This window comes from Phyllobacterium sp. T2-21 (genome assembly GCF_055378485.1).
Genome location: NZ_AP027912.1, coordinates 2437990 through 2452026 on the forward strand (window position 1 = coordinate 2437990; position 14037 = coordinate 2452026).

20 protein-coding genes are annotated in these 14037 nt (G+C 57.4%); 13 read left to right on the plus strand and 7 right to left on the minus strand.

The genetic code is table 11. The annotated features are described in order from the left end of the window. Nucleotides 1–18: 18 nt before the first annotated feature. Nucleotides 19–264: a hypothetical protein gene (locus ACZ5FP_RS12255; RefSeq protein WP_223613335.1), complete on the plus strand. Its 246-nt coding sequence runs from the start codon at nt 19–21 to the stop codon at nt 262–264. Nucleotides 265–268: 4 nt separating this feature from the next. On the opposite strand, the gene ACZ5FP_RS12260 is transcribed toward ACZ5FP_RS12255, so the two are convergent. Continuing rightward, the gene (locus tag ACZ5FP_RS12260; protein ID WP_223613334.1) at nt 269–808 is read right to left on the minus strand and encodes a flavin reductase family protein; all 540 of its coding nucleotides are present in this window, start codon (nt 806–808) and stop codon (nt 269–271) included. 469 nt (nt 809–1277) lie between these two features. Here ACZ5FP_RS12260 and ACZ5FP_RS12265 point away from each other — a divergent pair, with 469 nt between their 5' ends. The 12 genes from ACZ5FP_RS12265 to bfr all read left to right on the plus strand — a co-directional run bounded on the left by ACZ5FP_RS12265 (nt 1278) and on the right by bfr (nt 7295). Further along, nucleotides 1278–1430, plus strand: coding sequence for a hypothetical protein (locus ACZ5FP_RS12265; protein ID WP_403174499.1), 153 nt, complete (start codon nt 1278–1280; stop codon nt 1428–1430). A gap of 74 nt (nt 1431–1504) precedes the next feature. Then, a complete protein-coding gene (locus ACZ5FP_RS12270) occupies nt 1505–2587 on the plus strand; it encodes an alkene reductase (protein ID WP_464660445.1) in 1083 nt (360 codons plus the stop codon). 194 nt (nt 2588–2781) lie between these two features. After that, nucleotides 2782–2940: a hypothetical protein gene (locus ACZ5FP_RS12275; RefSeq protein ID WP_464660447.1), complete on the plus strand. Its 159-nt coding sequence runs from the start codon at nt 2782–2784 to the stop codon at nt 2938–2940. A gap of 203 nt (nt 2941–3143) precedes the next feature. Further along, nucleotides 3144–3326, plus strand: coding sequence for a hypothetical protein (locus ACZ5FP_RS12280; protein ID WP_464660449.1), 183 nt, complete (start codon nt 3144–3146; stop codon nt 3324–3326). Nucleotides 3327–3452: 126 nt separating this feature from the next. After that, entirely contained in the window at nt 3453–3815 is a 363-nt protein-coding gene (locus ACZ5FP_RS12285; protein WP_463012992.1) for a putative quinol monooxygenase, read from the plus strand. Between the two features lie 105 nt (nt 3816–3920). Further along, nucleotides 3921–4160, plus strand: a complete 240-nt coding sequence (locus ACZ5FP_RS12290; protein WP_346307029.1) for a hypothetical protein — start codon at nt 3921–3923, stop codon at nt 4158–4160. A 92-nt stretch (nt 4161–4252) separates the two neighbouring features. After that, nucleotides 4253–4561, plus strand: coding sequence for a hypothetical protein (locus tag ACZ5FP_RS12295; protein WP_464660452.1), 309 nt, complete (start codon nt 4253–4255; stop codon nt 4559–4561). Between the two features lie 312 nt (nt 4562–4873). Beyond that, nucleotides 4874–5119 carry a hypothetical protein gene (locus ACZ5FP_RS12300; RefSeq protein WP_105732755.1) on the plus strand — a complete coding sequence of 82 codons (246 nt, stop codon included), beginning with the start codon at nt 4874–4876 and terminating at the stop codon, nt 5117–5119. A 143-nt stretch (nt 5120–5262) separates the two neighbouring features. After that, a complete protein-coding gene (gene rirA / locus ACZ5FP_RS12305) occupies nt 5263–5724 on the plus strand; it encodes an iron-responsive transcriptional regulator RirA (RefSeq protein WP_223613325.1) in 462 nt (153 codons plus the stop codon). 70 nt (nt 5725–5794) lie between these two features. After that, on the plus strand, nt 5795–6109 hold the full coding sequence (locus ACZ5FP_RS12310) for an antibiotic biosynthesis monooxygenase family protein (protein ID WP_288191552.1): 315 nt from the start codon (nt 5795–5797) through the stop codon (nt 6107–6109). Nucleotides 6110–6532: 423 nt separating this feature from the next. Continuing rightward, a complete protein-coding gene (locus ACZ5FP_RS12315) occupies nt 6533–6844 on the plus strand; it encodes a (2Fe-2S)-binding protein (protein ID WP_223613323.1) in 312 nt (103 codons plus the stop codon). Continuing rightward, nucleotides 6810–7295 (plus strand): bacterioferritin, encoded by a 486-nt coding sequence (gene bfr / locus ACZ5FP_RS12320; RefSeq protein WP_346307026.1) that lies wholly within the window; start codon nt 6810–6812, stop codon nt 7293–7295. Before ACZ5FP_RS12315 ends, bfr begins: the two co-directional genes overlap by 35 nt. Before the next feature lie 67 nt (nt 7296–7362). On the opposite strand, the gene ACZ5FP_RS12325 is transcribed toward bfr, so the two are convergent. From ACZ5FP_RS12325 to pcsA, 6 genes are all read right to left on the minus strand, one after another. Further along, nucleotides 7363–8430 (minus strand): BMP family ABC transporter substrate-binding protein, encoded by a 1068-nt coding sequence (locus ACZ5FP_RS12325; RefSeq protein ID WP_288191553.1) that lies wholly within the window; start codon nt 8428–8430, stop codon nt 7363–7365. A gap of 56 nt (nt 8431–8486) precedes the next feature. After that, on the minus strand, nt 8487–9407 hold the full coding sequence (locus ACZ5FP_RS12330; protein ID WP_223613321.1) for an ABC transporter permease: 921 nt from the start codon (nt 9405–9407) through the stop codon (nt 8487–8489). A gap of 1 nt (nt 9408) precedes the next feature. Beyond that, the gene (locus ACZ5FP_RS12335; protein WP_463012994.1) at nt 9409–10500 is read right to left on the minus strand and encodes an ABC transporter permease; all 1092 of its coding nucleotides are present in this window, start codon (nt 10498–10500) and stop codon (nt 9409–9411) included. Continuing rightward, on the minus strand, nt 10500–12083 hold the full coding sequence (locus ACZ5FP_RS12340; RefSeq protein ID WP_403174533.1) for an ABC transporter ATP-binding protein: 1584 nt from the start codon (nt 12081–12083) through the stop codon (nt 10500–10502). The genes ACZ5FP_RS12335 and ACZ5FP_RS12340 overlap by 1 nt, the downstream gene beginning before the upstream one ends. A gap of 140 nt (nt 12084–12223) precedes the next feature. After that, a complete protein-coding gene (locus ACZ5FP_RS12345) occupies nt 12224–13201 on the minus strand; it encodes a quinone oxidoreductase family protein (RefSeq protein ID WP_464663257.1) in 978 nt (325 codons plus the stop codon). Next, entirely contained in the window at nt 13201–13953 is a 753-nt protein-coding gene (gene pcsA, locus ACZ5FP_RS12350; protein ID WP_223613318.1) for a phosphatidylcholine synthase, read from the minus strand. The genes ACZ5FP_RS12345 and pcsA overlap by 1 nt, the downstream gene beginning before the upstream one ends. Between the last annotated feature and the right edge of the window lie 84 nt (nt 13954–14037).

The following is a 14037-nucleotide window of genomic DNA, read 5'->3' on the forward strand; positions in this document are numbered from 1 at the left end:
CCGCGAAGGTCAGGACCTATGGATCGCTACGAAACTTTTGCAACCTGGATCTTCATAGCATTTGGCGTGCTGGTTCTTGCCGGATTGATGGCGTTTTCGATCACAAGCAATGACCAGCCGGCATTTCTGTTTGCACTCGGCGCGTCCTGCACCGGGTTTTTTCTGGGCTTTGCCGTCGTTTTCAATCAGCCCAAACTGTACGGCTTGATTCTCCTGGCCACGATTGTCCTCGTGGGCTGCTCGATTGCCGCCATTGTCACCTGACTGATCACTCGACCGGCTGCGTGATGTGCCGGTATGCACCATGCCAGTAGAGCAGCGGTTCAGCATTCCGGCGTAACGTGACAGCGCGCACCCGGCCGATGAGAATGCCGTGCGAATGCCGCTCGATGGCATCGTCGAGCTCGCAGTCAAGCACTGTCAGGGCATTCTTCAGCGCCAGGGTTCCCGTGGCCAGTTCCTGCCATTCCGCATCCAGATAGCGGTCTATACCCTTGCGCCCGCCACGCCCCGCAAAGCTGTCAGCCACGTGCCGCTGGTCATGCGCCAGAACATTCACGCAGAAACTGCCATGGCGCTGCAGGACCGGCCAGGATGACGAATCCCGGTTGAGACTGACAATCACCGAAGGCGGGTCAATGGCCAGAGATGAAACAGACGTAGCGGTAAACCCCGTGCGGTCGTTGCCGCGTCCGACGGTGACAACGCTCACGGCACCCGCAAGATGGCGCATGGAGTCCTTGAACAAGTCAGCTTCCACGGTCAATTCATGCTGGGCGGCACGCGCCCCGGTCTGAAAGACGGACATTTTTTCCTCATTCATTGGATCATCTTGGGGATCACTCTGGCAGGCGGGTCGTTCGATCGGACGGCCACTCACCCCTGCATTGCAGCACATACGTATAGCGACAAACCAGATTGTGCTTTGCTCAACCTGCGACCATTCGGCAATTTTGTTTTGCGTTTTTTGGCTATTTCGAGAAACCAAATCTAAAACGTCTGCAATGACGACCGGAGAGCTGGGGATTGATGGTGCTACGCGCGCCGGAATGGCTCAGCCGTGAGTCCCCGGAACCGGCGCCAAGCCACCGCGCAGGCAGCACTGCTATTTTGTCCGCGAAGGACGAAAACAGACGGAGAGGAGAACTTATTTCCAGTCATTGGCATTTTGAGACAAAATCATACCCAGGAGGCCATCAAAATAGTAATCTCTATCGTGTTAATCGTCTATCGAATGCCCGATGATTGGCTGCACCCGCATGGAGAGAACGAATCTGATGGCGTCCACTGACTACACGACCACCCGCGTTGCGCCAGCTCAGGCATTCCGGCGTCTCTTCAAAAACAGAGACCGCATGACTGTTGCGGTGATTTTCGCCGTTGCCTTTGCATTCCATCTGGCCGCGTTGTTTAATCTCCTGCCGGCGTGATCCAAGATCGGGATGCCGTTCAGGCGATTATCCCGATACCTTCCCGCATGATCCAGATGAGCGGACGATCTCCTATGGCTTCCCTGTTCTCTTCGCTGACAATCGGTGATCTCACGCTGCCAAGCCGGATCGTCATGGCCCCGATGACGCGCCACCGCGCGCTGCACGGGAAAATACCCGGCAGCCTCAATGCTCTCTATTATGCGCAGCGCGCCAGCGCCGGGCTTGTCATCACGGAGTCGACGGAAATCGATCGGCACAGCAGCGTCGAGGTGCCAACCCGCCCGGGCCTTTACAACGACGCGCAGCAAGCCGGCTGGCGCCTGGTAACAGACGCCGTGCACGCAGCGGGCGGGCGGATTTTTGTCCAGCTGTCGCATATGGGCAGAGCCGCCCTTCCCTCGCAATTGTGGGATGGCCGTTGGCCCGTCGGTCCTTCAGCCCTAGCGGCTGCCGGAAAAATCTATACGGCGAATGGCCCCGAACCCTATGTCGAGCCGCAGGCTCTCTCTCCCGATGACATCGCCGGGATTGTCGGTGAATTTGCCGATGCTGCGGCGCGTGCAAAAAATGCCGGGTTTGACGGCATCGAAATTCACGGTGCCAACGGCTATCTGGTCGATCAGTTTCTGCGCGATGGCAGCAATGTCCGCACCGACGGCTATGGCGGTTCGGTGGAAAACCGCTTCCGCTTCCTGCGTGAAATCATCGAGGCGGCGAAGGCGTTTTGGCCGGCGGGCCGCATCGGCGTTCGACTTTCGCCGACCAATCCCTTTCAGGGCATGAGCGACAGCGATCCCGTTGCGCATTTCGCCGCGATAGCCGCCCTGCTCCAGCCTCTTGGCCTTACCTATCTGCACATTGTGGCACCGGCCGTTGTGCCCGATGGACAAGCCGATGTTGCGCCTGCCATCCGGGCAGCATTTCATGGTCCGCTGATCGTTGCAGGCGGCTACAGGCGCGAACACGCGGAAGCCGTGCTGGCCAATGGCGGCGCCGATTTGGTTGCCTTTGGCGAAGCCTACATCGCCAATCCGGATCTTCCGCAGCGCTGGCGTACCGATGCCGCGGTCAATGCGGCCGACAAATCGACGTTCTATACCACCGACGCCAAGGGCTATACGGATTATCCGAGCCTTGAACTTGTTGACGATTGAAAGCGCCGGCAGGAACCGGAATATTTTTCGCTCCGTGTGGAACCAATCCTTCGCTGACGCATTGTGTGGGTACTGGTAACCCCAACCAGTCTTGGCTTTCCCCCACAAGCCAACACAGCCCAATCCTCATACCCCTTGAGGATTGGGCTTTTTTCTTTAGCATTGCGGTTCACACAATCGAAACGGAGGAAGCAATGTCCATTGATAGCGCCAAGCAAGCCATCGAGACTGCAATCCATCGCGGTGATTTCAAGAGCATGGGGATTGCCGTCTTCAAGGCAATCAATGCCTTGGAGGAGCGCATCCGGGAAATGGAAGAAGAGATCGCCCGCCTGAAAGCAAAAGTGAACTGAGCTCCGGCCATTCTTTCTTTGAAATGAAAGCTGGCTATGTTAAACTTTTGCCAAGTTGAGTGTAGCGGTACCTTGAGCCTGCGCCGCACTGAAACGATGCGTGATATTTTTATCCAGAGTCCAGTTTGTTAGAGCCAAATCAAGCCTCAACCCGTGAAACCCCTTCCGTTTAGGCAGGGGTTTTGCTTGTAAGGATGACCGCTATGAAAATCGTTCTGACGATTGTCGCCTTGCTTCTGATCATCATGGGCACCGTCTGGGCGTTGCAGGGCCTGAGCATCCTCGGCGGCAGTTTTATGGTCGGCCAGACGCGCTGGCTGTATATTGGTCTCGTCACAATCGTGATCGGTGCCATTCTCCTGGTCTCCGCCACCGTGCGGCGATAACAGGCGGCCTTCCGCCATTCCATCCCGTCCAAATCCAGACTTTACAATGCCTTGGCTATGCTTCTGTCTGGATTTGTCAGGAGGCCGCTGATAGAACGGCAGAATGAACGCGGGAGGCGAAGTTTCATGACCGAACTGACAATTATCGTAGAATTCGAGACCCATGAGGGTCGCGAAGAGGAATTCATCACGCTCATTCGCGAGCATGCGCGCAAAACACTGGATGAGGAACCGGGCTGCCTGCGGTTCGAGGTCATCAAGCCCATTGCGCGGGACGGCACCCCCATTGCCAACAAGGTCATGGTCAACGAACTCTATGCCAATGAAGCGGCGGTTACCGCCCACGAAAACAATCCGCGCATGGCGAAAGTGCGTGCCGCCAATGCACCATTGCTCAAATCCAGCCGGCTGATCCTGGCCAAGTCGCTGAGCCCCAAGCCGGCCGACGGCATGACCACCATGGAACTGAATGCCAGCAATGATGATTGAGGAGCTATGCCTAACGTCGAATGTCGTTGGGCATCGAAATATGCGATGAACAATTCCAGCACTTTTCCATTCTCTGTCCCTGCCGCGGCTATAAGAAGGTTTCCTGTGAAAAACAAACTGGCACTGGCCATGCTTTTGCCCTGTCTTTTGACCATCAGCAATTGCGGTGCCATGCGCTGGATGGATGAGACATCGAAAGCGTCCGGTCCAACCAGTTGTGCCGGCTGGAACAAGATCCGCATCAAGCCGGAAACAGCCGTCTACCTCGCCCGCAATGATTTCTCGGCCGGAATAGACATCGATTCCCATAATCTCAATGGACAATCGCACGGCTGCTGGAACTGACTGGCCTCGCCTGTCTGACTGCCGGGCGGGCGTTCTGGAACCAAATGCTGCCGCCGCCGTTATTCCCTAGTATCGATGAAAGGAATTCCGGAATGGCAACGAATATATCCAAAGCCCGCGACGCAGCCGAAGAGGATCTGGAAAGCCAGATCGCCGCATTGCGCAAGGAGCTTTCAGGGATAACCCAATCCCTGTCCGACCAGGGTTATGATCTGCTCGATCAGGCGAACGCGACCTACCATTCGGTCAGGCGGCATGGCCGCAAGGCCGCGCGGTTTGTCGGTGACGAAGCGCAGGTCGTGGCAGACAAGGCCAGGGAAAATCCCCTGATCACGGTTGCTGTTATCTCAGCAATTGCCGGGATCGGTCTGCTCGCCGGTTTGAGCGCCTATCGCCGGTAAATGCCCCTGCCCTTGAAATGGGCAATGCGGCCACCTACATCAGCTGCAGAAATTCGGCTCCGTCTTTGACCACGGATGTACTGGCACTGGTGTCGAGCCGAATTCGGAAAGGTCGGGAATTCCCGGCCTTTTTTATTGTCTTTTTGCATCAGCCGCACCTTATGGCGAGACTTTAGCGTGTCATCTGTTGCACCCGTGGGACGGAACATCTATGAAAGACAGGAATACAGCCTTGATCGGGTTGGATGAGGTTTTACATTGAGACTGAGCCCCTTCGATTCCAGGATGGGGTGTTGAGAGCGAGCTGCCTGAATGGACAATTTCGAGAAATACGCACTGGCTTTGATGGTCGTATTCGGTGCCCTTATCATTGGCGGCCTGATGGCCGTCCATATCGCTTGGGTCCATAAAGCCGGATTTCTCTACGCTTTGGCCGCTGCCATCGTTGTCTGGGCCGCCGGATTTGCCGTCCTGTTTGACAAGCCGCGTGTCTATGGTTTCCTGCTGCTTGTGGCTGCTGCTTTCATTACGGCATCGATCGTCGTTCTGGTTCGCTGATCAAGCCTGACCCGGCCTTCCAATGCACCATTGGAAAATATGAAACTTAGGTTCATATTATTATTTACTTTATCAAGAATAATTCTAAAGTAGCGTCTCGTTCCCATAGCATGACCTGATTTCGGGTTGAGAGAGATATTCCCATGCGACTGACCAGACAGACCAATTATGCCATTCGTATTCTGATGTATTGTGCAGCCAATGATGGCAATCTGAGCCGGATCGCCGAAATTGCGCACGCCTACACAGTCTCCGAGCTTTTCCTGTTCAAGATCCTGCAGCCGCTTGTTGAAAACGGTTTCATTGAAACCGTGCGCGGGCGCAATGGCGGCGTGAAACTCGGCAAGCCTGCCAAGGACATCACCCTTTTCGACGTGGTGCGCGTGACCGAAGAAAACTTTGCCATGGCAGAGTGCTTTGAGAACGATGCCGCGGAATGCCCCTTGATTGACAGCTGCGGCTTGAATGCGGCCCTGCGCAAGGCATTGAATGCCTTCTTCGAGGTGCTCGCCCAGTATTCCATCGATGATATCGTCAAGACGAGAGACGTGCGCGCCCTCCTCGGCATCGACAATCTGGCACCCCGCCTCGCTACGGCGAGCTGACAGAATTCGCTTGGGGTGACCGGCCCCGGGATCGGTCGCCAACCACAATCCGCATGAATGGAGTTGCGCCATGTATATCGCCATGAATCGTTTCAAGGTTCAGTCGGGCTCCGAAGACGCGTTTGAAACCGTTTGGAAGTCGCGCGACTCCCGGCTGTCCTCGGTGCCCGGCTTTGTCGAATTCCACCTGCTGCGCGGCGCCCGGAACGAGGAAGAGAATTACACCCTCTATGCATCGCACACCGTGTGGCGGACCCAGGCGGATTTCACCGCATGGACTCAGTCCGAACATTTCCGCGCGGCCCATCGCAATGCGGGCGATACCAAGCCGAGTTACATCGGACACCCGCAATTCGAGGGGTTCTCCGTGGTCGAGGGCGCCTGATTTAGTCTTTTTGCGACAAATGAGACGTTTTGACACATGCGTGGCCGGCGATGCATTTTGCCGGTCAGGACAGCAAAATCGACGAAATATGATTGAATTGGTTATGTTATTTTCCCAGTTTAGAATTATTCCAAGCTATTGATATCACGGCATATTCAGCGGCCAGCATTTGACAGAATTCGGACAAACCCGTCTTATAGGATCAGTATTGCGAATAACGCATGACCTTTAATGTTAGGGCCTTGAACCCTTGCGATTGGAGGAACCCTTGTCTGGTTCGAAAGTATTTCCAGGTTGCGGAACAATGTTTCCGGGCCAATTTCTGCAAAGCGCCACCCGCCCTGTCACCAGGGGAAGTTCTGACATCGTAAAACTGTCAGAATTTGAGGGTATTTATTCTTATGAATATGGCGCTTAGACAACATGCTCGTATGTCATTGCAATATCATCACCCAGAAAGAAATCGAGAATACTATCACTGAACTTCTCGATGCTGACCCGTGGCAACTGATTGTCCCGGCAAAAGTCTACCATGCCATGCAGAAGCGTGGCCGCTGCTGTGGCTGCTTCCCAAACGTCGTTGAAACCATCATAAAGGTGACGGAAGAATATCACCTCCGCCACGGTTCAAACGATTCTGATGCTGTCTCGTTTATCGATCGTGTGCGGGCATTGCGTCACGAATACGGGAGTTCACGGCATGAAAGGCGACAAAAAGGTCATCGAGCGGCTTAACGAGGCACTTTTCCTCGAATTGGGAGCGGTCAACCAGTATTGGTTGCATTATCGCCTGCTGGACGATTGGGGTTACAAGTTGCTCGCCAAGAAGGAGCGCGCCGAATCCATCGAGGAAATGCAGCACGCTGACAAGATTATCGAGCGCATCATCTTCCTCGAAGGCCATCCAAACCTGCAGTCCATTGGCGCCCTGCGCATCGGCCAGAACATCAAGGAAGTTCTGGAAGCCGATCTGGCCGGCGAATATGACGCTGTGAAGTCGTACAAGAAGTCGCGCGAGATCTGCGCGGAAGTGGGCGACTACGTCACCAAGGAACTCTTTGACGAGCTTCTGAAGGACGAGGAAGGCCACATCGATTTCCTCGAGACCCAGCTCGACCTTCTCAAGCGCATCGGCGTCGAGAATTATGGTCAGCTCAATGCGGCGCCAGCCGACTCCGCTGAATAATCGGCCCATCGCATTCACAAAAAAGGGCGCCCAAGGGCGCCCTTTTCTTTTGTATCGCGGCCAAACCTTATTTCGGCAGCTTGTCGTCCACGCCGGCAACGTAGAAGTTCATGCCGAGAATGGTCTTGTCGTCGGCGGTTTCACCAGCCTTCAGCCATTCGGAGCCGTCCTGCTTCTTGACCGGACCGGTGAAGGGCTTCAACGCACCGGATGTGATCTTGGCCTGGGTTTCCTCGGCGAGCTTCTTCACATCGTCAGGCATGTTGGTGTAGGGCGCCATGACCACGAGGTTTTCATGCATGCCGTGGAAAACATTGTGGGTCTTCCATGTGCCATCGATCACGGCCTTGGCCCGTTCGATGTAGTAAGGGCCCCAATTGTCGACGATGGCGGTGAGCTGGGTTTCCGGGCCGAACTTGATCATGTCGGAAGCCTGGCCGAATGCCTTGATCTTGCGCTCCGCCGCAACCTGCATCGGCGCGGTGGAATCCGTGTGCTGGGTGATGATATCGACGCCCTGGTCGACCAGAGCCTTGGCGGCATCGGCTTCCTTGCCCGGATCGAACCAGGCATTGGCCCAGATCACCTTGACCTTGAAGTTCGGGTTGACCGACTGCGCACCCAGCATGAAGGAGTTGATGCCCTGCACCACTTCGGGGATCGGGAATGAACCGATATAGCCGGCAACGCCAACCTTGGACAGCTTGGCGGCAATCACGCCCTGTACGTAGCGGCCTTCATAGAAGCGCGAATTGTACACGGCAACATTGTCGGCCGTCTTGTAGCCGGTCGCGTGTTCGAACTTCACATTCGGGAACTTCTGCGCAACCTTGATCGTCGCATCCATGTAGCCGAACGAGGTCGTGAAGATCAGCTTGTTGCCGGCACGGGCCAGACGCTCGATCGAACGCTCGGCATCGGCGCCTTCAGGCACGCTTTCGAGGAAGGTTGTCTCGACCTTGTCGCCAAGCGCCTTTTCCATCTCCTTGCGGCCCTGATCGTGCTGGTAGGTCCAGCCGAAATCACCGGGCGGTCCGATATAGATGAAGCCGACCTTCAGTTTGTCTTCGGCATGGGCCGCGCCCGCAACGGCAAAGCTGGCGGCCATGGACAGCGCCATAAGCAGTTTTTTCATTCGTGTTCACCTCTCTGTTAAACCAAAAGCCTTGTCTTTTATTCTCGCCCGGCTGCTCAGCGGTCGGGCACGAAGGGTTTGCCGAGGGATGTCGGCGTATTCATCAGGGTCAGCCGCTTGTTCCGCGAAATCAGAACAAGCACGATAATCGTCGCCAGATAAGGCAGCGACGACATGAACTGCGAGGGTATGCCGATGCCAAGCGCCTGGGCGTGCAGCTGGCCGATGGTGACCGCGCCGAAGAGGTAAGCGCCCGCCAGAATCCGCCATGGCCGCCACGAGGCGAACACCACCAGTGCAAGCGCGATCCATCCCCGGCCCGACGTCATGTTTTCCACCCATTGCGGCACATAGACGAGCGATAGTTGCGCACCGGCGAGCCCGGCGCAAGCGCCCCCGAACATGACGGCGAGATAACGCACCCGAATGACCCGCACGCCAAGCGCATGCGCCGAGGTATGATTGTCACCGACGGCGCGCAATGTAAGTCCGGCACGGGTGCGGAACAGGAACCATGTGACGCCGATAGTCAGAAGGATCGACATATAGAAAATCGGATCCTGTCCGAACAGGAATTTCCCGACGACCGGCAAATCCGTCAGCACCGGAATATTCAGGGACTGCATCCGCACGCCGGGCAGCCCGACAAAACTTTCGCCGATCATGGCGGAAGCGCCCAGCCCCAGCAGCGTCAAAGCCAGGCCCGTTGCCACCTGATTGGTCACCAGCGTCAGCGTCAGGAAACCGAACAGCAGCGAAAAGGCAGCCCCGGCCAGAATGGCTGCGAACATGCCGAGCCATGCCGATCCGGTGAGCTGCGCAACGCCGAAGCCGGCAACAGCACCCATGATCATCATGCCTTCGACGCCGAGATTGAGTACGCCGGAACGTTCCACCACCAGTTCGCCCATGGCAGCGATCAGCAAGGGCGTTGCGGCTGTGGCAACCGTCAGGAGAATGGCTTCGAACATGCCCATGTCATGCCCCCTTTGCTGCGGCGTCGCTGTGCCGGGTGACGAAGCGGATGCGGTAATAGATGAGCGTATCACTCGCCAGCACGAAGAACAGGATGATGCCCTGGAAGATGCGCGCCGATTTCTCCGAAATGCCGAGCGAAACCTGCGCCGCTTCACCGCCCAGATAAGACAGCGCCAGAACCAGCCCCGCGGCGACAATGCCAAGCGGATTGAGGCGGCCAAGGAAGGCAACGATGATGGCAGTAAAGCCATAGCCGGGAGAAATCGTCGTGCGCAATTGGCCGACAGCGCCGGAAACCTCGGCAATCCCCGCCAGCCCGGCCAGCGCCCCGGAGACGAGGAACGCGAAGAATGTCAGGCGCCCGGCGCTGAAACCGGCAAAACGCCCTGCCCGCGCGCTGCGTCCCAGCACCTTGATTTCAAAGCCGTTCAGCGTGCGCGACAGCATGAACCAGACAAGGAGTGCGGCGACAATCGCCAGAACAAATCCCCAATGCGCCCGCCCTGACGAAGCCCATATCTCGGGAAGGATGGCACTGGAGTTGAACTGCACCGTTTCAGGGAAGTTGAAACCCTGCGGGTTGCGCCAAGGGCCGCGCACGATCCAGTCGAGAAACAGCTGCGCCACATAGACCAGCATCAGGCTCGTCAGAATCTCGTTGGTGTTGAACCGCACCTTGAGGAATGCCGGAATGGTCGCGTAGGCCATCCCGCCTGCCATACCCAGCAGCAGCATCATCGGCAGGACATACCAGCCCTGAAAATCCGGAAAAACCACCGGCAGGATCGATCCGGCGATCCCGCCCATGATCAATTGCCCCTCGGCACCGATATTCCAGTTGTTGGAAAGGAAGCAGACGGACAGCCCCACGGCGATCAGGATCAGCGGCGCTGCCTTCACCAGCAGCTCGTGCCACGACCAGATTTCGGTCAGCGGCTCGATGAAATAGGAATAGAGCGCCGAAACCGGGTTCTTGCCGAGCAGCGCAAACAGGATGGCGCCGGCAATCAGCGTAAGGAACAGGGCGATGAACGGCGACAGCGCACTGAACAGCGCCGAATGTTGCGGACGTCTGACCAATTCGACACGCATCAAGCCGCCCCTGCACTTGCATGGGCCGACGCGGTATCGGCACCGCCCATCATCAAACCGACACGTTCCATATTCATCGCTTCAATCGGGACCGATTGCGACAGGCGCCCATGCACCATGGCCGCAATCCGGTCGGAGATTTCAAAAAGTTCATCGAGATCCTGGCTGATCACGATCACGGCGGAACCGCTGCGGGCTAGATCAACGAGCGCCTGCCGGATATGGGCGGCAGCGCCGGCGTCGACGCCCCAGGTCGGCTGGTTGACCACCAGAACGGATGGATTGCGGTCCAGCTCGCGCCCGATCAGAAACTTCTGGAGGTTTCCGCCGGAAAGCGCTGATGCATCTGGGTTTTCCGCACTTTTACGAACGTCCATCTGTGCGACGATCCGCTTTGCCGCAAGGGCAAGGCTGGATTGCTGGAGCAGCCGCAACAGGCCGCCGCCGAGGAAGACTTTTCCATCGGTGGCGTAGCGCGACAACAGCAGATTGTCGGTCAGCGACATATTGGGAACCGCGCCATGCCCCAGACGCTCCTCCGGCACAAAGGCAGCGCCCAGCCTGCGCCGCGCGGAGATACCGGATCGTCCGGTGTCCCTGCCGCGAATACGGACAATGTCCGGCCGTTCCTGCAGCACTTCGCCGGATATGGCTTCGAACAATTCGCCCTGTCCGTTGCCGGCGACACCGGCGATACCAAGAATTTCACCCGGATTGACGGCCAGCCGGATATCATGCAGCGGCACGGAAAACGGGCCGCGCGGCTTCTGTGACAGGCCGTTCACTTCAATCAGTGCCGATTGGGTTGCTGGCGCTGCGTTCGGACGGCGCTCGATCACATGGATGTCGCTGCCAACCATCATGCGCGCCAGAGAACTTGCAGTTTCCTGGCGCGGATCGCACTGGCCGACAACCTTGCCGTGGCGCAGCACCGTGGCCCGGTCGCACAGCCGCCGCACCTCTTCCAGCCTGTGGCTGATATAGAGGATCGATTTTCCTTCCGACTTCAACCGCTCCAGCGTGACAAACAACAGGTCGGCTTCCTGCGGCGTCAGCACCGATGTCGGTTCGTCGAGAATGATCAGGTCGGGATTTTGCAGCAGGCAGCGGATAATCTCGATACGCTGGCGTTCGCCCACGGAGAGATCACCGACCAGCGCATCGGGATCAACCGGCAGACCATAAGTCCGGCCGATGTCCCGCGCCTTTGCGGCAATGGTGTTGAGGTCGGTTTTCTCGTCGAGCGACAGCGCGATGTTCTCTGCGGCAGTCAAGGCATCGAAAAGCGAAAAATGCTGGAAAACCATGCCGATGCCGAGCGATCTTGCCATCGCCGGATTGGCGACGGCAACCGCTTTGCCCTTCCAGCCGATCTCACCCGAAGTCGGCTGCAGCGCGCCGAACAGCATTTTGACCAGCGTGGATTTGCCAGCGCCGTTTTCCCCCAGGAGGGCGTGAATTTCTCCGGTGCCGATTGTCAGGTCGATCCCGTCGCAGGCTTTCAGAGAGCCGAAAATTTTGGTGAGCCCGGTTGCTTCCAGAAGTGGATGCCCAGCCCCGTTCTTATCGCTTATGCTTGTCATAGTTCCCCACGGCCCAGGACGATTATTCTGAGGTGCCCCTAACCATTTCCGATCCTATGTCGGGCAGCATCGATTTGGGAAGTGCAAAACCAGAGGTTGCGGCCTTTTGCGCACATTATTCGAGCATCATTTTCAGCGGCTTAAGGAATAAGCACCGTAGTCCCCGTCGTTTTGCGCGCTTCAAGATCGCGATGCGCCGTCGCCGCGTCCTTGAGGGCATAGGTCTGACCGATATCGATGCGCACCACGCCGCTTTCCACCAGGTCAAAAAGCGCACGCGCTGCATTTTCAAGCGCAGCCCGCGCCGCGACATAGACGAACAATGTCGGCCGCGTCAGGTAGAGGGAGCCCTTGCGCGACAGGATGCCGAGATCGAATGGCGCAACCGGACCGGATGACTGGCCGAAGCAGACGAGCATGCCGCGCGGACGCAGGCAGTCCAGCGACCCGTCGAATGTATCCTTGCCGACGGAATCGTAGACCACGTCGACACCCCTTCCGCCGGTAATTTCCTTCACCCGTTCGACAAAGTTCTCGGTGCGATAGTTGATGACATGGTCGAAACCGTTCTCGAGCGCCAGCTTCACCTTCTCATCCGAACCGGCGGTACCGATGACAGTCGCGCCGAGATGCTTGGCCCATTGGCCGGCTATGAGCCCGACACCGCCGGCAGCGGCATGAAACAGGATCGTGTCGCCCTTTTTGACCGGAAAGGTTTCCCGCAGGAGATAGTAGGCCGTCATGCCCTTCAGCATCATCGAACCGGCCTGCTGGAAGGAAATGGAGTCCGGGACCTTGACCAGGCGGTCCGCCGGCATGATGCGTTCCTCCGCATAGGCGCCGATCGGATTGACATAGGCGACGCGATCGCCCGGTTTCACGTCGGTAACACCAGGACCGACGCTGAGCACGACGCCCGCGCCTTCATTGCCCGGAATGAGCGGCAGACCGCCGGGCGACGGATAGAGCCCGGTGCGGAAATAGACATCGATGAAATTCAGGCCGATGGCCTCATTGCGCATACGCACTTCGCCCGGGCCTGGCTCACCGACGGTAACATCCTCATAGACCAGCGCTTCAGGACCACCCGTCTGATGAATGCGAATTGCCTTGACCATCATGCCTTCTCCGTCCGTCCAAGATTGGGAAATGCCTGCATCACCGCACCGATGAGGAACAGGTAGATGCCCGTGACCGAAATACCGACCCGCACCCAGAGGGGCGAATCCAGATGCTGGTACAACGAAAGCACGCCGAAAGCGCACCACAGGAAGAAAATCGTGAGATTCAGCGGCCGCAGGCGCTGCACGCGCACCGGGTGCAGGAAATAGATCGGCAGGAATGAAACGATGGCGGCACCGAGGACAATGGCAAATGCCACCCATTCGCCGGGCTTGACGATGAATAGGGTGAACACCAGCATGTTCCAGACAACCGGAAAGCCCTTGAAGAAGTTTTCCTTCGTCTTCATGCCCGTATCGGCATAGTAGATCGCACTGGATACGACGATGATCGCCGCCGCCAGAAAGGACAGGCCCTCGCCCATGAAGCCGCGCTGATACAACGCGAAGGCCGGGATGAGCACATAGGTCATGTAGTCGATGATGTTGTCGAGCAGCTCGCCCGACCAGTTGGGCAGCACATATTTGACTTCGAGCTTGCGGGCGATCGGCCCATCGATGCCGTCGACGAACAACGCCAGCCCCAGCCACCAGAACATGGCCGTCCAGCTTCCTTCGCTGGCCGCGACCACCGAGAGGAACGCCAGGAAGGAACCGGAGGCGGTCAGCAAATGCACCGAGAAGGCCTTGGCTTGTGGTGCCGTCACTTTTTTGGGTTTAACGCCCCGGGGCAAAGTTGGTTTTTTCACGGTCCGCGCCAATCTGCTGCATGATACTGATCCGCTTGTCGCTATATGTTACCAAGGACAAACGATTTGCGAGCAGCTTTTCTT